Annotated in this window: 27 protein-coding genes, 1 pseudogene and 1 riboswitch; of the genes and pseudogenes, 12 read left to right on the forward strand and 16 right to left on the reverse strand. The window is 67.0% G+C overall.

What is annotated here, in order from left to right:
• Positions 1 to 63 precede the first annotated feature (63 nt).
• On the reverse strand, positions 64 to 951 hold the full coding sequence (locus ACS0OT_RS00560; RefSeq protein WP_329953168.1) for a hypothetical protein: 888 nt from the start codon (positions 949 to 951) through the stop codon (positions 64 to 66).
• A gap of 93 nt (positions 952 to 1,044) precedes the next feature.
• On the opposite strand from ACS0OT_RS00560, the gene ACS0OT_RS00565 reads away from it, so the two are divergent.
• On the forward strand, positions 1,045 to 2,340 hold the full coding sequence (locus ACS0OT_RS00565) for an acetyl-CoA C-acetyltransferase (RefSeq protein ID WP_005420942.1): 1,296 nt from the start codon (positions 1,045 to 1,047) through the stop codon (positions 2,338 to 2,340).
• A 161-nt stretch (positions 2,341 to 2,501) separates the two neighbouring features.
• Here the strand turns inward: ACS0OT_RS00565 and ACS0OT_RS00570 are convergent, their stop codons facing one another.
• The 3 genes from ACS0OT_RS00570 to ACS0OT_RS00580 form a co-directional block, all read right to left on the reverse strand.
• Entirely contained in the window at positions 2,502 to 3,797 is a 1,296-nt protein-coding gene (locus ACS0OT_RS00570; protein ID WP_139726583.1) for a heme biosynthesis HemY N-terminal domain-containing protein, read from the reverse strand.
• 6 nt (positions 3,798 to 3,803) lie between these two features.
• The gene (locus ACS0OT_RS00575; protein WP_442255988.1) at positions 3,804 to 4,781 is read right to left on the reverse strand and encodes a uroporphyrinogen-III C-methyltransferase; all 978 of its coding nucleotides are present in this window, start codon (positions 4,779 to 4,781) and stop codon (positions 3,804 to 3,806) included.
• 105 nt (positions 4,782 to 4,886) lie between these two features.
• The gene (locus tag ACS0OT_RS00580) at positions 4,887 to 5,696 is read right to left on the reverse strand and encodes a uroporphyrinogen-III synthase (protein WP_065195988.1); all 810 of its coding nucleotides are present in this window, start codon (positions 5,694 to 5,696) and stop codon (positions 4,887 to 4,889) included.
• A 35-nt stretch (positions 5,697 to 5,731) separates the two neighbouring features.
• On the opposite strand from ACS0OT_RS00580, the gene ACS0OT_RS00585 reads away from it, so the two are divergent.
• The 5 genes from ACS0OT_RS00585 to ACS0OT_RS00605 all read left to right on the forward strand — a co-directional run bounded on the left by ACS0OT_RS00585 (position 5,732) and on the right by ACS0OT_RS00605 (position 8,817).
• Positions 5,732 to 6,199, forward strand: a complete 468-nt coding sequence (locus tag ACS0OT_RS00585; protein WP_005407593.1) for a YiiD C-terminal domain-containing protein — start codon at positions 5,732 to 5,734, stop codon at positions 6,197 to 6,199.
• Between the two features lie 32 nt (positions 6,200 to 6,231).
• The gene (locus ACS0OT_RS00590; protein WP_061479368.1) at positions 6,232 to 6,657 is read left to right on the forward strand and encodes a hypothetical protein; all 426 of its coding nucleotides are present in this window, start codon (positions 6,232 to 6,234) and stop codon (positions 6,655 to 6,657) included.
• A 57-nt stretch (positions 6,658 to 6,714) separates the two neighbouring features.
• Positions 6,715 to 7,152: a rhodanese-like domain-containing protein gene (locus ACS0OT_RS00595; protein WP_053497787.1), complete on the forward strand. Its 438-nt coding sequence runs from the start codon at positions 6,715 to 6,717 to the stop codon at positions 7,150 to 7,152.
• Between the two features lie 100 nt (positions 7,153 to 7,252).
• Positions 7,253 to 7,771: a protein-export chaperone SecB gene (secB, locus tag ACS0OT_RS00600; protein ID WP_005407596.1), complete on the forward strand. Its 519-nt coding sequence runs from the start codon at positions 7,253 to 7,255 to the stop codon at positions 7,769 to 7,771.
• A gap of 20 nt (positions 7,772 to 7,791) precedes the next feature.
• On the forward strand, positions 7,792 to 8,817 hold the full coding sequence (locus ACS0OT_RS00605) for an NAD(P)H-dependent glycerol-3-phosphate dehydrogenase (RefSeq protein ID WP_065195990.1): 1,026 nt from the start codon (positions 7,792 to 7,794) through the stop codon (positions 8,815 to 8,817).
• 143 nt (positions 8,818 to 8,960) lie between these two features.
• Here the strand turns inward: ACS0OT_RS00605 and ACS0OT_RS00610 are convergent, their stop codons facing one another.
• On the reverse strand, positions 8,961 to 9,416 hold the full coding sequence (locus ACS0OT_RS00610) for a YybH family protein (RefSeq protein ID WP_139726586.1): 456 nt from the start codon (positions 9,414 to 9,416) through the stop codon (positions 8,961 to 8,963).
• A gap of 136 nt (positions 9,417 to 9,552) precedes the next feature.
• Between ACS0OT_RS00610 and ACS0OT_RS00615 the strand changes: the two genes are divergently transcribed.
• Positions 9,553 to 10,227 (forward strand): hypothetical protein, encoded by a 675-nt coding sequence (locus ACS0OT_RS00615; protein WP_065178710.1) that lies wholly within the window; start codon positions 9,553 to 9,555, stop codon positions 10,225 to 10,227.
• A 13-nt stretch (positions 10,228 to 10,240) separates the two neighbouring features.
• Here ACS0OT_RS00615 and ACS0OT_RS00620 read toward each other — a convergent pair whose 3' ends face one another.
• From ACS0OT_RS00620 to ACS0OT_RS00640, 5 genes and pseudogenes are all read right to left on the reverse strand, one after another.
• Positions 10,241 to 10,615 (reverse strand): hypothetical protein, encoded by a 375-nt coding sequence (locus tag ACS0OT_RS00620; protein ID WP_065178711.1) that lies wholly within the window; start codon positions 10,613 to 10,615, stop codon positions 10,241 to 10,243.
• Between the two features lie 487 nt (positions 10,616 to 11,102).
• The gene (gene arsB, locus ACS0OT_RS00625; RefSeq protein WP_005420922.1) at positions 11,103 to 12,134 is read right to left on the reverse strand and encodes an ACR3 family arsenite efflux transporter; all 1,032 of its coding nucleotides are present in this window, start codon (positions 12,132 to 12,134) and stop codon (positions 11,103 to 11,105) included.
• Between the two features lie 13 nt (positions 12,135 to 12,147).
• The gene (locus ACS0OT_RS00630; RefSeq protein WP_235646199.1) at positions 12,148 to 12,651 is read right to left on the reverse strand and encodes an arsenate reductase ArsC; all 504 of its coding nucleotides are present in this window, start codon (positions 12,649 to 12,651) and stop codon (positions 12,148 to 12,150) included.
• Between the two features lie 36 nt (positions 12,652 to 12,687).
• Positions 12,688 to 13,107 (reverse strand): annotated as a pseudogene (gene arsN2 / locus ACS0OT_RS00635) (arsenic resistance N-acetyltransferase ArsN2); the annotation flags it as partial.
• A 1-nt stretch (position 13,108) separates the two neighbouring features.
• A complete protein-coding gene (locus ACS0OT_RS00640) occupies positions 13,109 to 13,438 on the reverse strand; it encodes an ArsR/SmtB family transcription factor (protein ID WP_442255991.1) in 330 nt (109 codons plus the stop codon).
• A 17-nt stretch (positions 13,439 to 13,455) separates the two neighbouring features.
• On the opposite strand from ACS0OT_RS00640, the gene arsH reads away from it, so the two are divergent.
• On the forward strand, positions 13,456 to 14,184 hold the full coding sequence (gene arsH, locus ACS0OT_RS00645) for an arsenical resistance protein ArsH (RefSeq protein ID WP_065185559.1): 729 nt from the start codon (positions 13,456 to 13,458) through the stop codon (positions 14,182 to 14,184).
• Between the two features lie 15 nt (positions 14,185 to 14,199).
• Here the strand turns inward: arsH and ACS0OT_RS00650 are convergent, their stop codons facing one another.
• From ACS0OT_RS00650 to ACS0OT_RS00660, 3 genes are all read right to left on the reverse strand, one after another.
• Positions 14,200 to 14,886 (reverse strand): murein L,D-transpeptidase, encoded by a 687-nt coding sequence (locus ACS0OT_RS00650; protein WP_139726589.1) that lies wholly within the window; start codon positions 14,884 to 14,886, stop codon positions 14,200 to 14,202.
• 158 nt (positions 14,887 to 15,044) lie between these two features.
• Positions 15,045 to 15,317, reverse strand: coding sequence for a hypothetical protein (locus ACS0OT_RS00655; RefSeq protein ID WP_005420910.1), 273 nt, complete (start codon positions 15,315 to 15,317; stop codon positions 15,045 to 15,047).
• A 212-nt stretch (positions 15,318 to 15,529) separates the two neighbouring features.
• Positions 15,530 to 16,525, reverse strand: coding sequence for a DUF2268 domain-containing putative Zn-dependent protease (locus tag ACS0OT_RS00660; RefSeq protein ID WP_442255993.1), 996 nt, complete (start codon positions 16,523 to 16,525; stop codon positions 15,530 to 15,532).
• Positions 16,526 to 16,686: 161 nt separating this feature from the next.
• Between ACS0OT_RS00660 and ACS0OT_RS00665 the strand changes: the two genes are divergently transcribed.
• From ACS0OT_RS00665 to ACS0OT_RS00680, 4 genes are all read left to right on the forward strand, one after another.
• Entirely contained in the window at positions 16,687 to 17,262 is a 576-nt protein-coding gene (locus tag ACS0OT_RS00665) for an OmpO family porin (protein ID WP_442255995.1), read from the forward strand.
• Between the two features lie 182 nt (positions 17,263 to 17,444).
• Positions 17,445 to 17,777: a YecR family lipoprotein gene (gene yecR, locus ACS0OT_RS00670; RefSeq protein WP_065185560.1), complete on the forward strand. Its 333-nt coding sequence runs from the start codon at positions 17,445 to 17,447 to the stop codon at positions 17,775 to 17,777.
• A 254-nt stretch (positions 17,778 to 18,031) separates the two neighbouring features.
• Positions 18,032 to 19,006 carry a Dyp-type peroxidase gene (locus tag ACS0OT_RS00675; RefSeq protein WP_139726591.1) on the forward strand — a complete coding sequence of 325 codons (975 nt, stop codon included), beginning with the start codon at positions 18,032 to 18,034 and terminating at the stop codon, positions 19,004 to 19,006.
• Positions 19,007 to 19,092: 86 nt separating this feature from the next.
• Complete coding sequence (locus ACS0OT_RS00680; protein WP_164093071.1) at positions 19,093 to 19,509, forward strand: hypothetical protein; 417 nt, start codon at positions 19,093 to 19,095, stop codon at positions 19,507 to 19,509.
• A 59-nt stretch (positions 19,510 to 19,568) separates the two neighbouring features.
• On the opposite strand, the gene pnuC is transcribed toward ACS0OT_RS00680, so the two are convergent.
• The 3 genes from pnuC to ACS0OT_RS00695 all read right to left on the reverse strand — a co-directional run bounded on the left by pnuC (position 19,569) and on the right by ACS0OT_RS00695 (position 23,725).
• Positions 19,569 to 20,138 (reverse strand): nicotinamide riboside transporter PnuC, encoded by a 570-nt coding sequence (gene pnuC / locus ACS0OT_RS00685; RefSeq protein ID WP_005420817.1) that lies wholly within the window; start codon positions 20,136 to 20,138, stop codon positions 19,569 to 19,571.
• A gap of 8 nt (positions 20,139 to 20,146) precedes the next feature.
• The gene (locus ACS0OT_RS00690) at positions 20,147 to 22,336 is read right to left on the reverse strand and encodes a TonB-dependent receptor (RefSeq protein ID WP_442255998.1); all 2,190 of its coding nucleotides are present in this window, start codon (positions 22,334 to 22,336) and stop codon (positions 20,147 to 20,149) included.
• 70 nt (positions 22,337 to 22,406) lie between these two features.
• Positions 22,407 to 22,502, reverse strand: a riboswitch (TPP riboswitch).
• 98 nt (positions 22,503 to 22,600) lie between these two features.
• On the reverse strand, positions 22,601 to 23,725 hold the full coding sequence (locus ACS0OT_RS00695) for a phosphotransferase enzyme family protein (protein WP_065185564.1): 1,125 nt from the start codon (positions 23,723 to 23,725) through the stop codon (positions 22,601 to 22,603).
• Between the last annotated feature and the right edge of the window lie 63 nt (positions 23,726 to 23,788).

The following is a 23,788-nucleotide window of genomic DNA, read 5'->3' on the forward strand; positions in this document are numbered from 1 at the left end:
GCCGGCAATCACAGATCCGGAGGGTGCCGGCCAGCGGCCGGCACTACCCACATATCACCCGGATCAGCGCGCCAGCAGTTCGCGCGCGTCCTGCCCGGCCTCGCAGTGCACGAACAGTACCGGCACGCCATGTGCTTCCAGCACCGCGGCCATCTGTCGCTGGCGCATCAGGAACTGCTCGTAGATGCCCTTCAGGCGATCGCAGTCGTTCTTGCTGTGACTGTAGTGCGCGCACCAACCGGCCGGGTCGAACAGCGCCATGCGTGCTTCGCCATGCGTATAGCGCAGCAGCGGCTCGGGCGCGGCATTGAGCCACTCGTCCTCGCCCGGCGCCATGATCGCGGTCTCGATCAGCGGCCACAGTGCGGCCAGGCCCTGGTTGTCGTACTGCATCGACATCATCGCGGCCAGGTCGTTCACGGTGAAATAGCGCGCGTGCTCGATGCGGGCACCGAAGGTGTTCTGCGCCATCAGCGCGGTGTCGGCGTGCGCCATGCCGTTGGCCAGCAAGGTTTCTTCCAGCGCATCGGCGACCGCGCTGGTGGTGGCCACGTCGCTGCCGGTCAGCAGGAACGGCACCACGCGCAGGCCACCGCCCACCAGCGTGGCATCGGCCTGGAGCGGCAGTGGCACGTCACCTTCGGCATCGGTACCGAAAGCCAGCAGGCGCGGGCCCTGGTTGCGGCCCGGGGCACGCATCTGCAGTTCTTCCAGGCGGCGATGGATCGGCCAGCCCGGACGCAGCACTTCGGCCGGGTCGAAATGCGCGGCGGCGAACACCAGGTCCAGCTCGGCCACCTGTGGCACCAGCTTGGCCAGGTCACGGCCGACGCGTTCGGCCAGTTCACCGGCCTGTTCAGCGCTGAGCACCGCCTGGCGGGGGATTTCGCCGCCGGCCAGTTCCAGGGCCAGCACGCCAAGGGCATTCATCGCGGGGTCGGGTTTGCTCATGGTTCCACGGTTGGCCCATCACAGGGCGGCAGCTACACTTGGCTCCATTATGCCTGCTCCGTCGTGCAGGCCATGTTGCAGACACCCTCATCCATGCCAGGTATCTCCATGCCCAACGCTCGTCCCGTCGCCATCCTCGGTGGCGTCCGCATTCCGTTCTGCCGCCAGAACACCGCGTATTCGGATGTCGGCAACCTCGGCATGTCGGTCCGTACGCTGGGTGCGCTGGTCGAACGGTTCGGCCTGCATGGCCAGCAGCTGGGTGAAGTGGCGATGGGCGCGGTGATCAAGCATTCCAGCGACTGGAACCTGGGCCGCGAAGCCACGCTGTCGTCCGGCCTGTCGCCGCTGACCCCGGGCATCACCCTGCAGCGTGCCTGCGGTACCTCGCTGGACAGCATCATCACCGTGGCCAACAAGATCGCGCTGGGCCAGATCGAATCGGGCATCGGCGGTGGTTCGGACACCACCTCCGACGTGCCGATCGTCTACGGCAAGAAACTGCGTGCACGCCTGCTGGCGGCCAACCGCGCCAAGAGCACCGGCGACAAGATCCGTGCGCTCACCGCCGGTTTCAAGTTCTCCGAGCTCAAGCCCGAGTTCCCGGGCGTGGCCGAGCCGCGCACCGGCAAGAGCATGGGCGACCACTGCGAGGACATGGCGAAGGAGTGGAACATCTCGCGCGACTCGCAGGATGAGTGGGCGGTGTCGTCGCACAAGAAGCTGGCCGCCGCCTACGAGCGTGGCTTCTTCAACGACCTGATCGCACCGTTCCGTGGCGTCGAGCGCGACAACATCCTGCGCCCGGACACCTCGCTGGAAAAGCTGGCCACGCTGAAGCCGGCGTTCGACAAGGTTTCCGGGCGTGGCACGCTCACCGCCGCCAACTCCACCCCGCTGACTGACGGTGCCGCTGCAGTGCTGCTGGCCAGCGAAGAGTGGGCACGCGCGCATGGCCATGAACCCCAGGCTTACCTGCGTGACGCGCACGTCGCCGCGGTGGACTTCGTGCACGGCGAAGGCCTGCTGATGGCACCGACCATCGCGGTGCCGGAGATGCTCAAGCGCAACGGCCTGACCCTGCAGGACTTCGACATCTACGAGATCCACGAAGCCTTTGCCGCACAGGTGTTGTGCACCCTGCGTGCGTGGGAGAGCGAGGACTACTGCCGCAACCGCCTGGGCCTGGACGCGCCGCTGGGCCGCATCGACCCGGACAAGATCAACCTGCTGGGCTCGTCGCTGGCCACCGGCCACCCGTTCGCCGCTACCGGCGCACGCGTGATCGCCACGGCAGCCAAGCAGCTGGCCGAACGCGGCGGTGGCCGCGCACTGGTGTCGATCTGCACCGCTGGCGGCATGGGCGTGGTGGCGATCGTCGAACGCTGATCGCATCCATCGGTGGGTGCCGACCGTTGGTCGGCACGATCCGGCCGGCACTCCTGGAACTGAAAACGCCGCCCATCGGGCGGCGTTTTTTTTGTTCGGATTGTTGCTCTGGTGGGTGCCAAATTCACCGGTGGATGCCGGCCAGCGGCCAGCACTACCCATCAGGGCAACCGCGGGTTGCCGAATTCGTCGCGCTCTTCGTTGGCGTCATACACCGGCGGCTGTGCAACGATGGGCTGCTCCTCCACCGTGGCGCGCAGCGGCGTCTCGGTGCCACGCACCAGTTCCACGCTGTCCTCGCCGCGCTGCAGGCGCAGCGCATTGGCCAGGCACTGCGCGGCCAGCGCGTGTTCGCCACGTTGCGCGAACACTTCACCCAGCGCTTCCCACGCCGGTGCACCGGCGCCAGCGGCAATGGCCTCGTGCAGGAACGCATCGGCGGCATCCCATTGCTGCTGGCCCAGGGCCACGCGGCCCTGGGCCAGGCGCAGCGCGGCCGAGCCGTCATGCACGTTGCGCCAGCGCGCCAGATTGGCCTGGCGGGTGGCCAGGCGCTCGGCGGGCAGGCGGCCATACAGCGCCACCAGATCGTCATTCCAACGCTGGTCCAGTGCCTGTTCCAGCGCCAGCAGCGCCGGCTCATCCCAGTCCAGCGCCACCGCACGGCTGGCATAGGCGCCCACCACGTCCGGGGTGGGGCGCAGCGCCTTCGGGGTGGCCTCCCACTGTGCGGCCAGCGCGTTGACGTCGGCCGCTTCCAGCAGCGCCTGTGCGGCCAGGCGTGCCTCCAGTTCGCTGTTCGCGTCGGCCGGCAGCACCTTGCTCTGGCGCAGCGCACCCAGCTGGCCATACGCTTCGTGGGCGCGGCCGGCCTGTGCCAGCGCTTCGGTACGCAGCCACAGGCCGCGTGGTGGCAGCGGCTGGATCGCCGCTACGTCCAGCGCGTTGATCGCATCGACCGGCAGATCGCGCGCCAGCAGCTGTTCGGCGCGCAGCAGTGCCTGCAGGGTGGCGTCACTTTCACCCAGGCGCTGCAGCAGCGCCTCTCCGGCGGGGCCATCGGCCCGTGCCTGCGCGCTGCGCACGGCGGTGGCCAGTGCCACCGCGCTCACTTCCGGGTCCCTGGCGGCGCCGTCCAGCAGCTTCTCCGCACGCTGCCACTGGCCATGCTCGTAGGCCTGCAGGCCGTCGATCAGGCGCACCCGGCCCTGCTTGCGGCGGTAGCGGCCCCAGGCACGGAACGGTGCAGCGATCAGGCTCCACAGCAGCCACAGCACCAGCACCGTGATCACTGCCAGCAGCGCTACCTTCGGCAGGTTGCTGTGATAGTCGTAGCCGCCGTAGCGCAGGGTCACTTCGCCGAAGCGGTTCAGGTCATCGGCGCCGAGCCATTGCGCGGCGACCACGCCGATGGCCACGGCCAGCAACAGCACGACCAGGGATTGCAGTGGTTTCATGCGGGCTTACCTCCGGTCGGTCTGGGTGCGCAGTTGTTGCAGGGTGCTGCCAAGGACAGCGTCGTTGGCCTGCAGCGGCAGTTCGCGCAAGGCCTTCAGTTCAGCACGTTGCGCGCGCAGGGCCGGTGAATCCGGCCAGCGCCGCTGTGCCCACTGCTCCACGCGGTCCAGAGCGGTGTTGCGGCCCGCGCGGTCGCCGCGCTCGATCGCGGCGCGCGCCAACGTCAATTCCAGCTGCAGGGCATCGTCGGCGTTGCGCTGTTCGGCGGCCGTCAGCGGGCCGTTCTGGCGGCTCGGGGTGATGTCCACGAACGGTGCCAGCGTGGCCTGCCACCAGGGCTTGGCGGTGCTGCTGCCGGTCGTGCCGGTGATCTGCGAGGGCAGGCCCTGCAGCGCGCGGGCCACGGCATCCAGGCGCTGCAGCGACTGCACGCGCGGGCCGGTGCCGAGCGCATCCAGCGCCTCGCGCTCCTGCACCAGCGCCTGGCGCAGGTTCAGGCCATCAGCGTCGGGCAGTTCGGCCAGTGCGGTGGCCGCCTGTGCATACAGGCGGCGTGCGCCGTCCACGTCGTCGGCGTAGTTCAGACGCTGCGCAGCCTGGGTCAGCAGCAGCTCGGCCTCGTCGCGCTGCACCGCCTGGCGGCCCTGGTTGGCGCTGTCGGCCAGCTTGGCCAGGTTCTCTTCCAGCAAAGCGCTGCGCTGCGAGAGTCCCAGCATCTCGTCGCGCAGCACGCGGTTGGTGGTCGCCGCGTCCTGCAGGCGCTGGCTGGTCGCACGCTGGTCACGGCGCAGCGCATCCAGCGTGGCCTCCAGGCCCTTCAGCTGTACGGCGGTGGTCTGTGCCTGCGCTGCCTGTTCGTTCTGTTGCTGCTGCCAGACGTACCAGCCGGCATAGCCGCCCGCGCCGAGCACGACCACGGCGGCCAGCGGCAGCAGCCAGCGCACGGGTCGATGGGGTGGGGGTGCGGGCGGAGTATCGTTCATCAGGCTTCCTTGTCGGCAACGTCGCCGGTCGGGGTGCCGGCAGGCTGCGTTGTGCACAGCATCACCGTTGCCGACGGCAGCGGCAAGCGTGATCCACGTCCCTGTTCAGGTCGCTGCCGGGACGGTGAGCGTGGCGTGTGCAGCGGCCACCAGCTGCGCAGCGGTGGGGCCGGCGCTGCGTGTGATGCGCTGCAGGCCGAGCGCCTGCGCCTGTTCGCCGAGGCGGTCACTGGCAACCACCACGCGGGCAGACGCCCGCAGGCGCTGCTGCCCGGCCGGCGGAAGCTGTTGCCAGAAATGCTGCAGCGCTTCGCCACTGCTCACGGCCAGTACCCACGGCTGTGCTGAATGCGCCAATCGCGCCAGCGTTCGCGGGGGCAGTCGCAGCAGGCGACGCTTGTAGACGTCGGCACGTTCGATCGTGGCGCCCGCCGCCTGCAGCTGCGCGGCAATCAGGCCACGCCCGGCGGGCGCGGTCACCAGTCCGATGCGCAGGCCCTGTACGTCGGCCAGCACCGGCAGCGCCAGCAGGCCTTCACTGTCCATCCGCTGCGGCGCGTGCACCTCGGTGATGCCATGTGCCTGCAATGCGCGCGCAGTGCCTTCGCCCACGGTCAGCCACGGGCTGCGCTGCACGCCGGCCAGCGGCAGCAGGGACGCGGCTGCGGCAACGGCGGCCGGGCTGGTGAACACCACCCGGTCGCAGTTCAGCGCGCGTTGCAGCTGGCGCACCACAGCCGTGCCCTGCAGGCGCTGCAGGCGCCAGGGCGCCAGGGCCAGGACATTCCCGCCCAGCCCGGCAACGGCGCGGCGCAGCGCCACGTTCTGGCCCCGCGGGCGCAGCGAGATCAGGGTCCAGCGCGGGCCGGAACGGGTGGCGCCAGTGGGTATCGTATGGTCGACCATTGCCTGCATTATGCGGGCCCTTCGTTGTCGTGGTCGCTGCTCCGATGTCCGTTGATGCCCTGACTTCCTCGTTGGCCGCCCTGCAGGACGTGCTGGACTGCATGCCGGCGGTCCGCGCCATGCAGATCCAGCTCGACGGCTATGCCGATGGCGTGCTGCGCATCACCGCGCCGCTGGCGGCCAACGTCAACGACAAGGGCAACGCCTTCGGCGGCAGCCTGGCCTCGGTGCTGACCCTGTCCGGCTGGGCGCTGGTCAGCCTGCGCCTGCGCCTGGCCGGCCACGATGCCGAGGTCTATGTGGCCGACAGCAACCTGCGCTATCTGGCGCCGGTCTATGAGGACCTGCACGCCCACGCCGAAGCGGCCGAAGCCACCGGCTGGGACGCCTTCCTGAATACCTTCCGGCAGCGCCGCAAGGCCCGCATCAGCATCATCGCCACCCAGCCCGGTGCCGATGGCAAGCCCGCCGCCGAATTCAGCGGTCGCTTTGTTGCCTTCGCCAAAGGGTAGGATGGCAGGCTGACGTTCTGGGGAAACCACCGATGCGCCGCCTCATCCAGTTCCTGATGTATTCCCTGCTGCTGGCCAGTGCCGTGGCCTCGGCCGACGACCTCAGCCGCAAGCAGCGCAAGCTGCTGGAAGAGACCCAGATCGCCTACGGGGCGACCATCCGCTGGGGCAGCATGGACGATGCCATCGGCTACCTCGACCCCAAGCTGCGCAAGGAAAAGCCGCCGACCGAGTTCGAGCTCAACCGATACGCGCAGCTGCGCGTGTCGTCCTATCGCGAGCGCAGCAGCGCCTCGCTGGACGGTGGCCTGGTCGAGCGCCGGGTCGAAATCGGGGTGATCAACCAGAACACCCAGGCCGAGCGCACCGTGGTCGTGGTCGAGCGCTGGCGCTGGGATCCGGAGGCCAAGCGCTGGTGGCAGACCGCCGGCCTGCCGGACCTGTGGAAGGGGCAGTGACGGGCCGCGTCCGGCTTGTGCGACAATCGGCGCCCGCTTAATCGACCCGTGACCTGAGTGAATTACGAAGAGTTGCTGGCCTTTGCAGGCCGAAACCCGATGCTGTCCGCGGCCCTGGTCGGCCTGACCGTGGCCATCATCGTCACCGAGATCCGCCGCCTGTTCCGGGGCTTCAAGGGCATCAAGCCCGCCGAACTGACCCAGCTGATGAACGCGGGCGGCACGGTGGTGGTCGACCTGTCGGCCAGCGGTGACTTCGAAAAGGGCCACATTGCCGGCAGCCGCAATGCCCAGGCCAGTGCCTTCGGCCCGGAAAACAAGCTGGTGGCCAATGCCAAGCAGTCGCCGGTGGTGCTGGTGTGCCGCAGCGGCAACGCTTCGGAAACCGCCGCCAAGGCGCTGAAGAAGGCCGGTTTCGAGAAGGTCTACGTGCTCGATGGCGGCATTCCCGCCTGGCAGCAGGCCGAACTGCCGCTGGTCAAGGGCCGCAACTGATTGCCGCAGGTGGCGGATCCGGCCTTGTCTGGGCCTGGTCCCGCCCCCATCGCAGTAGTTCGACCATCGTTTTCATTGCATTCACCTGGAGTTACTGGAAATGTCCGAAGAGATCACCAACGGCGCCGCTGCGCCGGTCGATGCCGCTACCGGCCCCGCTTTCACCGTCGAGAAGATCTACGTCAAGGACGTCTCCTTCGAGTCGCCGAACGCGCCGACCATCTTCAATGACCAGGTGCAGCCGGAGCTGCAGCTGAACCTGAACCAGCAGGTGCAGCGCCTGGGTGAGAACGCCTTCGAAGTCGTGCTGGCCGTGACCCTGACCTGCCAGGCCGGTGAGCGCACCGCCTACGTGGCCGAAGTGAAGCAGGCCGGCGTGTTCGGCCTGGTCGGCCTGGACCCGCAGTCGATCGACGTGCTGCTCGGCACCCAGTGCCCGAACATCCTGTTCCCGTACGTGCGCCAGCTGATCAGCGACCTGATCCAGGCCGGCGGCTTCCCGCCGTTCTTCCTGCAGCCGATCAACTTCGAAGGCCTGTACGCAGAAACCCTGCGCCAGCGCCAGGAGCAGGGCGACGCACCGTCGCTGGCTGACTCCGAGCCGGCCGGCAACGCCTGATTCCTGCCGCGACGTCACGGATGAGCACTCCCGCTGACAAGATCGCCGTGCTCGGCGCCGGTTCCTGGGGAACCGCGCTGGCCAGCCTGCTCGCACGGCACGGTCACCCGACCGTGCTGTGGGGGCGCGACGCGGCCGTGGTCGAGGCCATCGACCAGCGCCACGAGAACCCGCGCTACCTGCCGGGCATCCCGCTGCCGGACAGCCTGCGTGCCACCACCGATCTGGCGTCGGCGGTGCAGGGCGCGGCCTGGATCCTGGTGGTGACGCCGTCGCACGCGTTCGGCGAGACCGTGCGTGCGCTGGCGCCGCTGCGACCGGCCGGTGCCGGCGTGGCCTGGGCCACCAAGGGCTTCGAACCCGGTTCGGGCCGTTTCCTGCATGAAGTGGCGCGCGAAGTGCTGGGTGAGGATGTGCCGCTGGCCGTCGTCACCGGGCCGTCGTTCGCCAAGGAAGTCACGCAGGGCCTGCCGACCGCGATCACCGTGCACGGCGACGTGCCCGAGTTCGCGCAGACGGTGGCCGAGGCGATGCATGGCCCGGCGTTCCGCGCCTACACCGGCGACGACATGGTCGGTGCCGAGCTGGGCGGCGCGATGAAGAACGTGCTGGCGGTGGCCACCGGCGTGGCCGATGGCATGCAGTTGGGCCTCAACGCCCGTGCCGGCCTGATCACCCGCGGCCTCAACGAAATGCTGCGCCTGGCCGCTGCGATCGGCGCCAAGCCGGAAACGCTGATGGGCCTGGCCGGCCTGGGCGATCTGGTGCTGACCTGCACCGGCGACCTGTCGCGCAACCGCCGCCTGGGCCTGGCCCTGGGCCGCGGCCAGACGCTGCAGGATGCCGTGCGCGAGATCGGTCAGGTGGTCGAGTCGGTGCAAACCGCCGACGAAGTGATGCGACAGGCACGCCGCCATGGCATCGACCTGCCGATCTCCGACGGTGTGCGTGCCGTGCTGCATGGCGAGCAGACCCCGGAAGAAGGCTTGCGCGCACTGCTGGCGCGGGAACAGAAACCGGAGTATCCGGACACGCTGTTCAAGTGAATCGAAAAACCCCGGCCAGGTGCCGGGGTTTTTTCTTGTGCGCCTCATCCACGCATGGCGTGGATCCAGGACGGAACCCGCTTCTGGTAGCGGCCAACCTTGGTTGGCGCCCAGTAGCGCCGGGCCATGCCCTGCGGAATCCCTCACCGCGCCGGCGGCGGCGCGTTGCTGTTGTCCATGTCCGAAAAGATCAGCCAAGGCCCATCACGCTCACGCTTCAGCGTGAGCGTGAACTTGCCGGTATCGCCCACGTTGTTGCCGTAGCTGTACGCACCGACGATGTAACCCGTGTTCCCCTCCACCGCATATGCCAAGGCACGCAACCGCAACGGACTGCCGCCCTGTCCGGCATATGCAGCCTCGATCGCAGTGCGCCCGCGCACGGGTGGCTGGTTGCTCTGCAGCACAAAGCCATCCTCGGCGAAGAGCGCAGCCAGTGCCCTGGCATCACCCCCGCGCCACGCCTGCTCGTAGTTGCGCAGCACACGGTCCAGCGGTGCGGGCAGGGCTGCGTCCGGGAGAGGCTGCGCAGGCTCCGCGCCTTCTGCATCGTGGACATTTGCCGGCGATGCCATCAGCAGGGCACTGCAGAAGATCATGGCGAGTCGTGTGCGGCGCATGCGTCCAGGCCCTGGCGATGATGGGAAGACTTCAGACGCATCCTAGCGCGCCGCTGGTTAGAATCACGCGGCCGCCGATTCGGTGGATGCAGCGCAGATCAGACAAGGACACGCGATGAAGACGCGAATCACAGGGATGGCGATGATGGCCGCGCTGCTGGCAGCCTGCGGACAGGCACCGGAGAAGACTGGCGAGGCCGCGCCTGCTGCGGCGCCAGCACCAACCACCGAAGCTCTGGCCGCCACGGCCACGGTGGTCGAGAAGGAACCGTCCATCGAAGACAGCGTGGATCCCGCGGTGTGGGACAACGAAGGTGAACCGGAAGACCCCAGTGCCGGCGGCGAACAGACCTGTGCGGACAATCCGCTGGCGACCCACTTCTTCACCCTGGTCGGCGGCAGTACCGTGGACGACTGCGGCCGCAAGGACCCGAAGGTGCTGGCGGCCTTCAACAGCCTGATGAAGGGTACTTCGGCAGCCGAATCCAGCGACAAGGAGATTCCCTCGCTGCGCCAACGCCTGTTGAGCGGACCCAGTGGGCCCGGCGAGCTGCTGGTGCTGCAAGGCGAGCCATGGTGGTTCTACACCGCTTGCCAGGCCCACGACTGCCCCGGCACCGCGTTGGCGATGCTGTATTCGCCGACGGAAGCGAAGATGGTCGGCCGTCTTACCGCGCGCTGCCGTGTGTGGTGGCTGGGCGAGCCGACGGCGGAACAACGTGAGCAGATCGAACAGCGCCAGCCACTGCAGGATGCCGCGTTGAAGGAAGACAGCGCGCTCTGCGAGTGATGTGGCGCCGGCGTCACCCGTCCGGCTGCATGCGCGCGCTGGCCTGTGCGTTCATCGTCAGGCACGCCATGATCAGCCCTTCCATCACCCGGTCGCCCACGTACTCGGCCTCCGCGCCGTTCTGACGCACGCGCTCGGCCGCCAGCAGCAGCTCCAACGTCACGCGTTGGCCGGCCAGTGCACAGTCCGCATCGGCCAGCGCCATGCAACGGCCCGGCATCTGGTGACGCTCCGGCCAGGGTTGGCCATCGGCGGCCGCGCCTTTGCCGATGCGGTGAAGCGTGGCGATGAAGGCGTTCGGGTCGGTCGCAGCCGCGTGCTTTGAGGGCTCACCGCCAGTGGCGGACGAGCGATGCGGATGCAGGCGGGGGAAGTCCGGTGAGGTCATGGCAGTGCTCCGTGCAGGACAGACGGTAGCCGCCACGCAAAGGTGGCGGGCGGAGACGTGGCTCGAAAACCGGGAGATCACGAACAAGACCGGCAGGCGCAAGGCCTCCACGCTCCGCCCGCCATAGCCGGCAGACGGAATGCCAGCCGGCGCCACGCGGGGTGACGCCGGCTGGCAAGCGCAAACAACGTTCGTGATCTGACGGGTTTTCGAGGCCCGGCCACCCGTCTTCCGGTGGCCCGCCATCTGTACCGCTGTCGCTGCGCAACGCCAATCAGACGAGTTGCAAACAGCGTTTGATCGAAGACGCTTTCAGCATTCTTGCACGCTGTTAAGCCGTCGCGGACGCAGGTGCCGCAACGTCCGTAGCAGCATGGAGAATATGCGACATGATTCGAACTTGATGACAGGGATGTGGGTACCCCACCAGGCCGATGACGACAGTGCGCAGCGAAGAACGTAAATCGAACTCGCCCCACTCTGGTTGTCAGCGCTCTTCGGGTCCTTCGTACCAAGCCTGAGTACGGTTCACGATCCGCACCACGGACAGCATGACCGGTACCTCGATCAGCACACCCACCACGGTGGCCAGCGCCGCTCCCGAGTGCACGCCGAACAGTCCCACCGCTGTGGCCACAGCCAGTTCGAAGAAGTTGCTCGCACCAATCAGCGCTGACGGGCCGGCCACGCAATGCGCCACGCCCAGACGGCGGTTCAGAAGGTAGGCCAGGCCCGAAGTGAAATAGACCTGGATCAGGATCGGCACCGCAATCAGCGCGATCACCAGCGGTTGCTTCACGATCTGCTGGCCCTGGAACCCGAACAGCAGCACCAGCGTCAGCAGCAGGGCGGACAGCGACAGCGGGCCCAGCCGTCGAAGCGCACGCTGCAGCCCCGTCTCACCGCTGCGCGAAAGGATCCAGCGCCGCAGCAACGCGGCCACCAGCACGGGCACCACGATGTAGAGGCCAACCGACAACAGCAGGGTGTCCCACGGCACGCTGATCGCCGACAGGCCCAGCAGCAGCGCAACCACCGGCGCGTAGGCAACCACCATGATCGCGTCGTTCAACGCCACCTGGCTCAGGGTGAAGTTGGCATCACCGCGGCACAGGTTGCTCCACACGAACACCATGGCGGTGCAGGGCGCGGCCGCCAGCAGGATCAGCCCGGCGATGTAGCTGTCGATCTGTGCTGCAGGCAACCAGTCCGCGAAGGCATGGCGCAGGAACAGCCAGCCCAGCAGCGCCATCGAGAACGGCTTCACGGCCCAGTTGATGAACAGCGTCACGCCGATGCCCTTCCAGTGCTGCTGCAACTGGCGCATCGCAGTGAAGTCGACCTTCAGCAGCATCGGGATGATCATCAGCCAGATCAGCACCGCAACCGGCAGGTTGACTTTGGCCACTTCGGCGGAGGCCAGCACCGCGAAGGCATCGGGCAGGACGTGGCCCAGCAGCGTGCCCATCGCAATGCACAGCACAACCCACAGCGTCAGGTGTCGCTCGAACAGGCTCATGGCAGTGGCACCGTCATTGTGCGCCGTCGGTCGGCAGCAGCTGGCCGATCCGGTCCAGCGCGTGCTGCAGCGCTTCGCGTTCGGACCACACCGATTCGGGCAGTGCGAGCAGCGCACGCAGGCGCGTTTTCACGATGGCATGGGCCAGTGCGAAGGCCGCGGCCTTGTCGGCATCGCTGCCTGCCACGGCGGCGGGATCGGGCAGGCCCCAGTGGCTGCGGATGAAGTCACCGAACACCACAGGGCAGGCTTCGGCAGCGGCCGCGTCACACACGGTGATCACCAGATCCATCGGGGCCGCATCTACGAACTCATCCCACGACTTGCTGCGCAGCCCTTCAATGGGCATTCCTTCGGCCTGCAACTGGGCGAGCGCGAAGGGATTGATCTGGCCAGTGGGCTGGCTGCCCGCACTGAAAGCCCTGAAGCGATCGCCGCCCCAGGCGCGCAGGGTGGCTTCAGCCAGCACGCTGCGCGCGCTGTTGCCGGTGCAGAGGAACAGGACATTGCGGGTCATGTGGCTTCCGTGGTCAGTGAGTGGCTTGGACATGCAAAGCGCGCTTGCCGGGCAGAGACTAGTGAACTCGGCAGAGCTGCGGATCGCCTCGGCTATCTGCGCGCGATCGCATCCGGCATAGCCGTGCCGCGCGAACCATGGGCCTGCCGACGTTGTCAGCAGCACCAGTTCCCTGACCTGCATGCGGCGGGCCATGTCCTCGGCCGCTGACAGCAACGCGCGCCCAAGGCCGGTATTGCGTCGGTCGTCGGACACCACCAGCGAGCGAAGCAGGGCCGACGCGCCGAAGATCTGCAATCCAACGGCACCCACGGGAACGCCGTCGAGGTCTGCGACGAGAAACGCCACCTCGCTGCTTTCCAGATCGGCCACGGGCAACTGCGCCTGCTGCAGAAGGTCACGGATGGAGCACAGGTCGTCGCGCGTGCCTGCACGAATCACCGGGTCGGGTTTCATCTCAGCACCTGCATGCCGGTTCGCTCACCGTGCACCGCTCATCCGGGGAGCCCGAGCAGCAGTTGTGCGTCAGGTACTGGACCAAGCCGTTCATCGCATCGAAGTTGGCGCGGTAGCAGACGTGGCGGCCTTGGCTTTCGCTCTCCACCAGCCCGGCCTGCACCAGCTCCTTCAGGTGGAAGCTGAGCGTGGCTGGGGGTACCTGCAGGGCCGTGGCGATGTCGCCCGCCATGCGCCCTGCCGGGCCCGCCTCCACCAGCAGTCGGAAGGCAGCCAGGCGGGTGGCATGGCCGAGGGCGGTCAGGGCGGTGATTGCATTAGATGTTTCCATATTTCTAGAATAGTCGAATGAATGAGCCAATCACAAGCCTGGACCTGCCCAACCTGCTGGAATCGTCATTGCCCCAGCCCAATCATCACCAGCTCGCCGCGGCAGATCTGGGGCCGCCACGCATTCTCCTGCTCTACGGCTCGCTGCGGCCCCAGTCGTTCAGCCGCAAGCTTGCGCTGGAAGCCGAGCGGCTGCTGCGCCACCTGGGGTGCGAAACCCGGGTGTTCGATCCGCATGCGCTGCCGATGCTGGACAGCGTGGACAGGAATCACCCCGAAGTGCAGCGACTGCGCGAATGGTCACAGTGGTCGGAAGGGCAGGTCTGGGTCAGCCCCGAGCGGCATGGCACGGTCACCGGCGTGTTCAAGAACCAGATCGACTGGTTGCCGCTGGAAGATGGCAGCGTGCGGCCCACGCAGGGCAGGACGCTGGCGGTGATGCAGGTGAGCGGCGGCTCGCAGTCGTTCAATACCGTCAACACGTTGCGCGTGCTCGGCCGCTGGATGCGCATGCTGACCATCCCCAACCAGTCGTCGGTGGCCAAGGCCTGGCAGGAATTCGATGACGACGGCCGGATGAAACCCTCGCCGTACTACGATCGGGTGGTGGACGTGATGGAAGAACTGGTGAAGTTCACGCTGCTGACGCGGGGCCGGTCGGACTACCTGGTGGACCGCTACAGCGAGCGGAAGGGCGACGCGCACGCCGCGGCCTTGGCGCGGGCTGCAGGGGCGACGGCTTCCTGAGTTCCAGCACGCGCGCTACCTGCTCGCGCGCTGCGCGCCCTTGCTGTTCTCGTCCTTTGCATCGCCACGGCTCTGCGCGAACGCCGGGAACGTCTTCGCGATCGAATCCTTGTCCGGCAGGATGTAGAACACACCGCCCTTCTGGAACGTGGATTGCACGATCTGTTCGTAGAAGCCGGGCGAAACGTTGATGCAGCCGTGGGTGACGCGGTTGTCGTCCGGCGTCGGCGTCGCCAGTCGTTCGGCGCGCTTTTCCTTCGGGCTGCCCGGTGGCAGCGGATGCATCGAGACGGCGGAATCGTAGTCCACCCACAGCACGCGCCCGGCATCGTCGGAGGGGCCATAGGCGCCAATGAAGCGGCCCGCAGGCGTGGTGCGGTCGTGGCCGGGAATCGCGCTCAGAGCAAGCTTGGCGACGCCCGGTGCGGAATGATCGCCGATGGCCGAACCGAACAGTGCCGGCGCGGCGCCGCGCAGCTTGCCGTCGCCGCCGAAGACCAGGACCTGCGCGGCGGCCTTGTCCATGATCGCGAACGGATAACCCTGATTGTCCTTGCTGGCGACCACCCAGCCGGCCAGCTCGATCACTGTTTCGGAGACGCTCTGGTCGGGCGGAAGTTCATCAACGGCGGCCGCCTGTGGTGCGGGTGCGTCCTTGTCCCTGGCGTTGGCTACGCCGCTGCATGCAACGGCCAGTGCCACGGCCAGAGTGGCGTGCAGGGCGCGGTGTGCAGGGGAGGAGGAGGTACGAATGAGACGGCTCCTGGCAATGCAGATCTGAGGTGGAAGGACGCCAGTGGCCGGCGAGGGCCACTGGCTCCCGATACACAGGTGGATCAATTCAAACAGTGAGGGAGCGATCAGCCGCGCGGCTTGCGTCCGACGGGTGCCCTTTCAAGCTGCTGCACGCGGCCTTCGATCTGGTCCAGGCGCTGGTTGGCCTGCTGTGCCGACTGGTTGGCGGACTCGGCACTCTGTGCAGCGCCCTGCACCTTTACATCGAGCTGATCGAGGCGCGAGTTGATGGTTGCGAACTCGTCCTTGTAGGTGGCACAAGCGCCAAGGCTCACGGTGGCGATGAGCGCGACAGCAAGTGCGCGGGCCGTCTTCATGTGTTGCGGGTTCAGGTTCATTGCACTCCCTCCTTCGTCTGGGGAAGCTGGAATATAGCGGCGTTTGTTCCCCACGCTGACAAGCGCTTTCAGCTGAAGTTGGAAGACGTGGAAGGGTTGTGAAATATGTTCGTCAGCGAAGCTTAACGAGTGAGATCAGGCGAGCTGATGTGCGCAGAGGCGACGGCCTTGCGGTTGCTCGAATCGCCCAATTCATCAGCCTGAAGACGGCCTCATTCTTTCCCGTTTTCCACTGGCCCACACGTCGGGCGCCATTCACTTGCGGCGAACAATGCCGGCGCACTTTCCGGGCGCACCTCCAGCAGCGTGGCGACGGCACCGGCTTTGTCATCGGTGCGGGCAACGTAGTCAGCGGCAATGCGGTAGCCGATCCAGTAACCAAGATCGCCGCGGCGCGTTTCGTCGCCCGCTCCGTTGTAGAGCCATTGCGACAGATCAGTACCGGCGCTGTCCCGGGCGAACTGGCGTTCCAGGGCGCATTCGCGGCCCTGCGTCCAACGACGCAGATGCGCGTTGGCCGGTTGCCCCGAGATCAGTTCGCCCACGTACTCGGCGCCTCCTTCCAGCAGCGTCTGATAGAGCAGGGTCGGTTGCGCGACATCGACGCTCGCACCGGGCTGCTGCACGTCCACGTACTCATGGGCGATCAGGTGCACGAAACGATCGCCGATGTCGGGCTGCATCCAGTCGGCGTTGCACAGCGCCTCCAGTCCGATCACCACGCCGTCGGGGGTGGTGACACCGCCGCTGTTTCCCCGACCCACCAGCACGGTGACCGGCGGAAAACGTGCGGAGGGAAGCAGCGTGCCCAACCGATCGAGTGCCTTGGCAACCCGCTCGCGGATCTCCGGCAGCGCCGTCGCACAGGTACGGGCTTTGGCAAACAGCGCAGGTTTGTGCTGGATCGCATCTGCAAGACGATCCATCGAGCCGATACGGCTGTCAGTGAAGCTGCGTAGTGCATCCGTACCCGCATGCAGATAGCCGCGCTGCAGATCGTCGGCACTTGGCTTCCCTCCGCTTGCATCCAGCACGCTGAAGAAGCGCGCGACATCGTCGGTCTGAATCACGATGCGCCCGGAAGGGCGGGTACGCTCGGCTGCGTTGGCTACCTGCAGCATCATCGGCAGGGCGAAGAGCAGCAAAGCCCGCACTGTGCGCCGGGCATGAAGCGGAAACAGCAGTGACGCGATGGATGCATGCGGCATGAGGAGTTCCCTGAACGCCAGCCTTATTTATACACCAGTCAGTTCAATATTCAGGGTCGATTAGACCCCCTAACGGATAATTCACACCTGTCGACCGCCTCCTCTCTCTCCCCCTCCCGGGAGGCGGCCGACGAAACCAAAATAATTAAAGGTGTGTCCCGATGAACAAGAATTCGCTGCTCGCCCTGGGTCTTCTGGTTGCCCTGCCGTTCGCTGCATCGGCAACCGATGGCCTGTCGTACAACTACGTTGAAGGCGGCTATGTGAACACCGATGCCAAGGGCGGCGACGCCGATGGCTGGAAGGTGAAGGGTTCCGTGGCGGTGCACCCGAACTTCCACATCTTCGGCGACTACAGCGCGCAGGAGACCGACACGTTCAAGAACGACGTCGACCAGTGGCGCATCGGTGCCGGCTACAACTACGGCATCGCACCGAACACCGACCTGGTGGCGCGTGTCGCGTACCAGAAGTTCGACATGAAGCACGGCCTGGACTTCAACGGCTACTCGACCGAAGTCGGCGTGCGTACCGCGTTCAACCCGTACGTGGAAGGCTACGTGATGGCCGGCTACGAGGACTACGCCAAGAAGCACGGTATCAACCCGGACGGCGAGTTCTACGGCCGCGTCGGCGCCACCGCCAAGTTCAACCAGAACTGGGGCCTGAGTGGCGAAGTGAAGCTGGCCAAGGCCGGCGACCGCGAGTGGTTCGTGGGCCCGCGCTTCACCTGGTAACAAACGCCTGTCGTTAGAGCGTGTTGTGCTGGCGTGTGACTCTCTCTCTCTCCCACACGCCAACCGAAGCCCGGCCTCGCGCCGGGCTTCTTCTTTTCTGTGCATCCGGTAGAGTGCAGGGCCGCAGGGCGGTCCTGCAGAGCCTGGCGCGGCGGATTCCAGCGCAATCACGATCAAGGGACATGATGAAGATGAAGGCGATCACTGCTGTGGCAGCACTGCTGCTGCTGGGAACGGCGCAGGCGCGTTCGAGCGCCGAGTGGAATCTGAAAGGCGCCAACCGTTCGGAAGGCCGGGTTGTGCTGACCCTGGTGAGCAAGACGCCCGAACTGACACCAGCCAACCGGCAGGCGGCCGAACAGACCGCAACGCGCCAGTGTGCAACCTGGGGCCTTCCCGCTGCCGAACTGAACGGTGAGATCGAGCGTGCGTGCGATGGGCGCAGCCGTTTCGGCAAGTGCAAGCGGTGGCAGTTCACCATGCCCTTGCAGTGCAGTGCCGCGGTTTCACAGTGACGTCGTGTCGTTTGCCGCAGGGCATGGGGGTGCCCCGGCGAGGTGTTCGACTGGCTGCGCGAACGCGGTCTGCCAAGCGGTCGCTGCCAGCGTATCGCCCGGAGTGGGCCGCAGCAGTTCCATGTAGCGCAGGAATGCACGGTACTGCGCGCAGGACGGAACGAGAACTGCTCCGTCGCCGGTCAGGCGGTTCCGCTATGATCCCGGCACGTCGCCATTGACGATGCACCCGCCTCAAGCCAGCAGGAACTGCCGTGAACACCCAGCCCGCCCAGATCACCGCTCTCAATCACACGCCCGACAACGAGCCGCAGCAGATCACCGCGCCACTCACCCATTCGGCGGCGTTCCTGGTGCTGAAGGTGAAGGACGACGTGGCGTCGATCGCCAAGGCGCGCGAGGTGCTGGCCAGCACTGATGATCTGATCAAGAACACCGCCATCCGCGAGATCGAGCGCACTTTCACCTGCAACGTGGCCATCGGCCATCGCGTGTGGCAGCCGCTGGTGGGCTCCACGCCGCCACGCGAGCTGAAGCCGTTCCGCGAGATCAAGGGCGCGACCCACACCGCTGTGTCCACGCCCGGTGACCTGCTGTACCACATCCGCGCACGCACCATGGACCTGATCGTGGCGTTCGAGCGCAACCTGCTGATGGCCTTCGGTGATGCGGTCGAGGCGGTCGATGACGTGGCCGGCTTCCGCTACTTCGATGGCCGCGACCTGCTCGACTTCGTCGATGGCACCGCCAACCCGGAAGGACTGTCGCTGCCGGAAGCCACCATTGTTGGCGATGAAGACCCGGAGCATGCCGGTGGCAGCTACGTGGTGGTGCAGAAGTACCTGCACAACCTCGATGCCTGGCGCGCGCAGAAGACCGAGGCGCAGGAGGCGATCATCGGACGCACCAAGCACGACAACATCGAGCTGGATGATGCGCCGGCCGATGCGCAGAAATCGCACAAGACGCTGTGCACCATCGAAGACGCTGACGGCGAGCACGAGATCCTGCGTGACAACATGCCGTTCGCCAACCCGGGCCGTGGCGAGTACGGCACCTACTTCATCGGCTACACGCGCCGCCTGTGGGTGATCGAGAAGATGCTCGAGCGCATGTTCATCGGCAATCCCGCGCCGCTGCACGACCGCATCCTCGACTTCTCCACCGCCACCACCGGCGTGACCTTCTTCGCGCCGTCGCGCAAGGTGCTGGCCGACCTGGGCGAGTGATCGCGCCGGGCCATCACGGCCCGCCATCTGCCTGTCATCTATGGCGCCGACCATGGCGCGCTGGATGGGAGTGCAGGAGGCTGGCGATGGTCATGGCAGGGAACAGGACCGGCGTACGCCGCTGGTGGCGGCCACTTGCCGCGTTGTTCGGGGCATTGGCACTGGGGAGTGCCAGCGTTTCCGCGCAGGAGGCTCCCGCACACTGGATGGCCTACGCCACCACCGTGGGTGGCCAACTGCAGCAGCGCCTGCAGCAGGAGCAGGACCCGCAGGCGCAGCGCGTGCTGGAATGGCTGCAGGCACATCCGGACACACCGACGCCGCTACCGGTAAGCCTGTGGATCGCCGCGGACGGCCGCATTTCGAAACTGGAATTCGACAGCCTGGGTGATGCCCAGGTCGATGCCGACCTGCGCGCGACGCTGCAGGCTGCGCCGTTGCAGGCGGCCCCACCGGCCGACATGCGCCAGCCGCTGCGTCTGGGTTTGGCCCTGAGCCCGTAGATCCACGCCATGCGTGGATGGCGCGCCGATTGCCCGCAACAGCCACGCATGGCGTGGCTCTACTGCGTTGCCACCTGCGGCTCGCGCGCGGCCGCGCTCCATGCGCGCAGGCCGAACACGGCCAGGCCGAGGAAGAACACGTACAGCGCGGCGGTCACATGCAGCGACTTGAACAGGTACGCACCCACATAGACCACGTCCACGGCGATCCATACCCACCAGCAGGCGACGTGGCGGCGTGCCTGCCACCACTGGCCGACCAGGCTCAGTGCGGTCAGCATCGCGTCCAGCCACGGCAGCGCGGCATCGGTGAAGGTGTGCATCCCGGCGCCCAGCATCACGCCGCCGCACAGGCCGATGGCCAGGTCACGCAAGAGCTTGCCGCGCGCCAGCGGCACGATGCGGATGCTGCCCTCATCGGCGGCGTGCTGGCGCCAGTTGAGCCAGCCATAGACCAGGAAGCCACCGAAGGCGACCTGCAGCAGGGTGTCCGAGTACAGCTTGGCCTCGGCGAACACCAGGCCATACAGCGTGACCGACAGCAGGCCCACCGGCCATGCAGACAACCGGCGGCGGGCCATCAGCCAGACGCCGAGGATGCTGCACAGCGCGGCGCTCCACTCGAGCATCACGCTGCTCACAGCGCGAACGTCACCGACAGGCGGGCCTGTCGTGGTGCACCGGGGAACAGGTAGTAGTCACCGCCGCTGCTGCCGGTATCACGCCAGTAGAAGCGGTTGAACAGGTTGTCCACTGACAGGTTCCAGGTCACCGCGCGCTCGTGCAGGCGATGCTGGAAGCGCAGGCCGGCATCGAATACCGAATAGTCCGGTGCGCGCACGCCGCCGTCGGCACGTGCCACGTTGGCACCGGCATAGCGCCAGCCGCCGGTCACGTCCAGGCCCCGCACGAACGGCAGCGCGTAGGCCACGTGCACGCTGGCGCGTACCTTCGGCACGTTCACCAGCTGATGGCCTTCATAGGCTGGCGTGCCGGTGTCGCGCGCACGCGCCTGCAGCACGCTGGCGCTGGCCACGATCTGCAATGCATCCGTCAGCTGACCGTTGGCGGTCAGCTCCAGCCCGGTGTGGGTCTGCGTGCCTTCCTCGACGAAGGTGTAGCCCACGTCGCTGTTGTCCGGCTTGGCGTACTGGTACGGCTGCGAAATGCGGAACACGGCTGCGCCCAGGGTCAGCGCCTCGACCGGCACGTACTTCAGGCCCACTTCCAGCTGCCGCGACTGCACCGACGGCAGGAAGGTATCGGCATTGCTGGTCCAGAACGGCGCTTCCTGGCCCAGCGAAATGCCGCGCACGTAACTGGCGTAGGCGTTGAGCTGGTCGGTGGCTTTCCACACCACGGCGGTCTGTGGCAGGAAACGCGACAGGCGGCTGTAGCGTTGCGGGGTGCCGCGCTTGTCAAAGGCGCGCTCGTCCAGGCGGACGAAGCGGCCACCGGCCAGCCACTGCCAGTCGTCACCGAAGCTCATCCGGTCCAGCGCGAAGAACGCGGTCTGGCGGCTGTCCAGGCGTCGTGCGGATGGGCCCGGCATCTTCGGCGATGGCGCGAACACCGGCACCGGTGCCTCGTGGATGTTGCTGGTACCGACGTACTCGTTGACGCTCGGGCGCCTGTCCACGGTGCGGCGGAAGTAGTCGGCACCGAGGGTCAGCTGGTGGCCGACGCTGCCGGTCTCGAAGCGGCCACGCAGTTCGGCACGGGCCTGCTGGTTGCGGCGGGTGTCGTCCGGGCTGCGGTAGTCGTAGATGTCATAGTCGCCGTTGGGTGCGAAGTAGTTGCCCGGCACGCTGCCATCGGCACATTGCGCGGCGTAGTAGCAGCCGTAGGCGAAGGCGACGTTGTCATCGATCACCGAACGGCTATGGCCCACCGATACACGTGATTGCCAGGCGTCGTTGAAGTCGTAGGTATGCAGCGCGGTGATGTTGGTGCTGGCGATATCCACCGGGCGCTGCCACGGCTGGTAGCCGAGCAGATGCTCGCGGTCGACACCGCGCGGCAGGTCACGCGCCCCCAGCAGCTGGTAGCCGGACACCGAGCGCTGCGAGCTGGTCTGGTAGTTGGCATCCACTTCCAGCTTGCCGCGCTCGCCGATCAGCCAGTCGGCGGCCAGCGAGTAGAAGTTGCGGCGGCCATCGGCGTGCTCGACGTAGGAATTGCTGGAATCCCATGCGGCATTCAGGCGCACGCCGAAGCGCGGGGTGATCCAGTGGCCGACATCGACGGCAACGTAGCGCGAGCCTTCCGAATCGGTGCCGAGCGTGGCGGTGCGCACTTCCGCCGGGCGCTTGCCGATGTAATTGATGATCCCGCCCGGCGCCATCACCCCTGCCGCCAGGCCGGCTTCACCCTTGAGGATCTCCACCGACTGCACGTTCTCCAGCGCCAGGCGTTGTTCGCCGGCGATGGACAGCCCGTTGAAGCGGTAGCCGGTGGCCGCGTCCAGTGCGAAGCCTCGGATGGCGATGTTCTGGTAGTAGCCCACCGGCGCGTAGGCATCACCCAGCGAGGCATCGTTGCTGGCCAGCTCGGACAGCGAACGTACCTGGCGGCGGTCGAGGTAATCGCGCTCGAGCACGTTCATCGACGCGGGCGTGTCCTTCCAGCTGCCGCCACCGAAGGCATTCACGCGCGAGGTATCGGCCTTCGGTTTGCCGGCCTGCACGCGCACCGCCGCCAGTTCGGTCGGCGAGCGCTCGGCGCCGGTGGCAGCCGCATCGGGGGACGCTTCGGCCTCGCTGGCGTGCAGCGGCAGCGCGGCGCAGAGTGCGAGGGAGAGCAGGGTGGGGCGCAGGCAGCGGTTCATTCGGTTCGTCTTCGGACAACAAGGGAGACGAAGCGACGGCGCGCAGGTGCACCGGCCCATGACGGGGGTGTGGCTGCGGCTCAAAGCTCCCTACGCCGGTGCAAACCGGATCAGGTTCCAAGGGACTCTCTCAGCCTGGCAGATCCAGGCACCCCCGCTTCAGGTGACCATTTCACTACAAATGGTACGGATTTGCGAGCGCCACCCAGGGTCAGATCCCTTTCCTGCGGAAAGGGATCTGACCCCAACGCTGCATCAACCGGATCACGCGGCGGCGTGCAGGGCCTGCAGCAGTGCCTGCCCCGGGGCGGTATGGAACCACGCCGGATGGCCAAGCATGAAGGGCTGCCACGCCACATCGGCATTGGCGGTCGAGCCTGTGACGCCCTCGAAATACTCCACTTCGGACAGTGCGAAGTCGAAATGCACCATCGGCAGCAGGTCGGCCAGCAGGTGCACGCGTGCCGCCGACAGCGGCAGCACCTGGCGGTAGCCATCGAGCAACGCCAGCGCGATATCGATGCGCACCGCCTCCATGCCGCGCTCCAGCTCCAGCCATGCCACGGCGTTGCGCTCGATGGCGGTAGCCAGGTCGAACAGTGCACTGGTGGGCGAGGCCAGGCCGAAATCCAGCACGGTGCTGACCTGCCCGTCGCGCCACAGCAGGTTGGAGACATGCCAGTCGTTGTGCGCCCACAGCCGTGGTTCGTCGCGCAGGCGCTCGGCCAGTCCCGTGTGCCAAGGCAGCACGTCACGCCGCAGCTGTGCTTCCCACGGAATGCGCGCGAGATAGCGGGCCAGGCCGGGGCGCTCGTGCAGCCCTGCCTTGATTGCCGCCACCGGATCGTCGGCGCGGATCAGATCATCGCGCGCGACCAGCAGATGGGTGCTGCGCTGGGGCGCGCGGTAGCCGTCGGCAGCACGGTGCAGCTGGGCCAGCATGCGTCCGGCTTCACGGGCCTGCGCGACGTCGGTCAGCAGCGACCACGACACCGCGTCGCGGTACAGGTCGTCGCCTACGCCGACGTCGTGCAGTTCAAACGTCCATTCGCCGTGTTCGACCGCGGTGTGACCATCGGTCGCTGCCAGCACCTGTGCCACCGGCACGCCAGCAGCGTCGAGATGGGCGATGAAGCGGTGCTCTTCCTCCAGGCAGGCCGCGTTGCGCACGCTGTGGTGATGGCGCTTGATGAACACCGCGCCGCGCGTGCCATCGACGATGGCGGCAGCCGACAGCGGTCGCGGGCTGTGCCAGCGCGGCTGGCTGCCGCTGTGCAGCTGCGGATAGCACTGCCGCAACCACGCGATGTCCGCCGCGCTGATCGGTGGCCAGTCGGCAGCGACCTCGTCGTTGTTGAGGCCCTGCACGCGGTGGGAGGAAGACGTCATGCCGCAGCCCGAGAGGGGAAAGTCACATCCAAGGCTGCGCATTCAACGCCATGCGCGCGGCCA

This window comes from Stenotrophomonas maltophilia group sp. RY12688, assembly GCF_052149045.1.
Lineage (GTDB): Bacteria > Pseudomonadota > Gammaproteobacteria > Xanthomonadales > Xanthomonadaceae > Stenotrophomonas > Stenotrophomonas sepilia.

What these genes read in the sequence shown, in the direction of transcription:
- ACS0OT_RS00615 (WP_065178710.1), top strand. Translation starts at nt 9,553, where the DNA reads ATGAAGACGCGAATCACAGGGATGGCGATGATGGCCGCGCTGCTGGCA.
- ACS0OT_RS00655 (WP_005420910.1), bottom strand. Translation starts at nt 15,317, where the DNA reads ATGAACCTGAACCCGCAACACATGAAGACGGCCCGCGCACTTGCTGTC.
- ACS0OT_RS00565 (WP_005420942.1), top strand. Translation starts at nt 1,045, where the DNA reads ATGCCAGGTATCTCCATGCCCAACGCTCGTCCCGTCGCCATCCTCGGT.
- ACS0OT_RS00690 (WP_442255998.1), bottom strand. Translation starts at nt 22,336, where the DNA reads ATGAACCGCTGCCTGCGCCCCACCCTGCTCTCCCTCGCACTCTGCGCC.
- pnuC (WP_005420817.1), bottom strand. Translation starts at nt 20,138, where the DNA reads ATGCTCGAGTGGAGCGCCGCGCTGTGCAGCATCCTCGGCGTCTGGCTG.
- secB (WP_005407596.1), top strand. Translation starts at nt 7,253, where the DNA reads ATGTCCGAAGAGATCACCAACGGCGCCGCTGCGCCGGTCGATGCCGCT.
- arsH (WP_065185559.1), top strand. Translation starts at nt 13,456, where the DNA reads ATGAATGAGCCAATCACAAGCCTGGACCTGCCCAACCTGCTGGAATCG.
- ACS0OT_RS00585 (WP_005407593.1), top strand. Translation starts at nt 5,732, where the DNA reads ATGTCCGTTGATGCCCTGACTTCCTCGTTGGCCGCCCTGCAGGACGTG.
- ACS0OT_RS00665 (WP_442255995.1), top strand. Translation starts at nt 16,687, where the DNA reads ATGAACAAGAATTCGCTGCTCGCCCTGGGTCTTCTGGTTGCCCTGCCG.
- ACS0OT_RS00560 (WP_329953168.1), bottom strand. Translation starts at nt 951, where the DNA reads ATGAGCAAACCCGACCCCGCGATGAATGCCCTTGGCGTGCTGGCCCTG.
- ACS0OT_RS00570 (WP_139726583.1), bottom strand. Translation starts at nt 3,797, where the DNA reads ATGAAACCACTGCAATCCCTGGTCGTGCTGTTGCTGGCCGTGGCCATC.
- ACS0OT_RS00695 (WP_065185564.1), bottom strand. Translation starts at nt 23,725, where the DNA reads ATGACGTCTTCCTCCCACCGCGTGCAGGGCCTCAACAACGACGAGGTC.
- ACS0OT_RS00660 (WP_442255993.1), bottom strand. Translation starts at nt 16,525, where the DNA reads ATGCCGCATGCATCCATCGCGTCACTGCTGTTTCCGCTTCATGCCCGG.
- ACS0OT_RS00630 (WP_235646199.1), bottom strand. Translation starts at nt 12,651, where the DNA reads ATGACCCGCAATGTCCTGTTCCTCTGCACCGGCAACAGCGCGCGCAGC.
- ACS0OT_RS00580 (WP_065195988.1), bottom strand. Translation starts at nt 5,696, where the DNA reads ATGCAGGCAATGGTCGACCATACGATACCCACTGGCGCCACCCGTTCC.
- ACS0OT_RS00620 (WP_065178711.1), bottom strand. Translation starts at nt 10,615, where the DNA reads ATGACCTCACCGGACTTCCCCCGCCTGCATCCGCATCGCTCGTCCGCC.
- ACS0OT_RS00575 (WP_442255988.1), bottom strand. Translation starts at nt 4,781, where the DNA reads ATGAACGATACTCCGCCCGCACCCCCACCCCATCGACCCGTGCGCTGG.
- ACS0OT_RS00610 (WP_139726586.1), bottom strand. Translation starts at nt 9,416, where the DNA reads ATGATCTTCTGCAGTGCCCTGCTGATGGCATCGCCGGCAAATGTCCAC.
- yecR (WP_065185560.1), top strand. Translation starts at nt 17,445, where the DNA reads ATGATGAAGATGAAGGCGATCACTGCTGTGGCAGCACTGCTGCTGCTG.
- ACS0OT_RS00680 (WP_164093071.1), top strand. Translation starts at nt 19,093, where the DNA reads ATGGTCATGGCAGGGAACAGGACCGGCGTACGCCGCTGGTGGCGGCCA.
- ACS0OT_RS00590 (WP_061479368.1), top strand. Translation starts at nt 6,232, where the DNA reads ATGCGCCGCCTCATCCAGTTCCTGATGTATTCCCTGCTGCTGGCCAGT.
- ACS0OT_RS00640 (WP_442255991.1), bottom strand. Translation starts at nt 13,438, where the DNA reads ATGGAAACATCTAATGCAATCACCGCCCTGACCGCCCTCGGCCATGCC.
- ACS0OT_RS00605 (WP_065195990.1), top strand. Translation starts at nt 7,792, where the DNA reads ATGAGCACTCCCGCTGACAAGATCGCCGTGCTCGGCGCCGGTTCCTGG.
- arsB (WP_005420922.1), bottom strand. Translation starts at nt 12,134, where the DNA reads ATGAGCCTGTTCGAGCGACACCTGACGCTGTGGGTTGTGCTGTGCATT.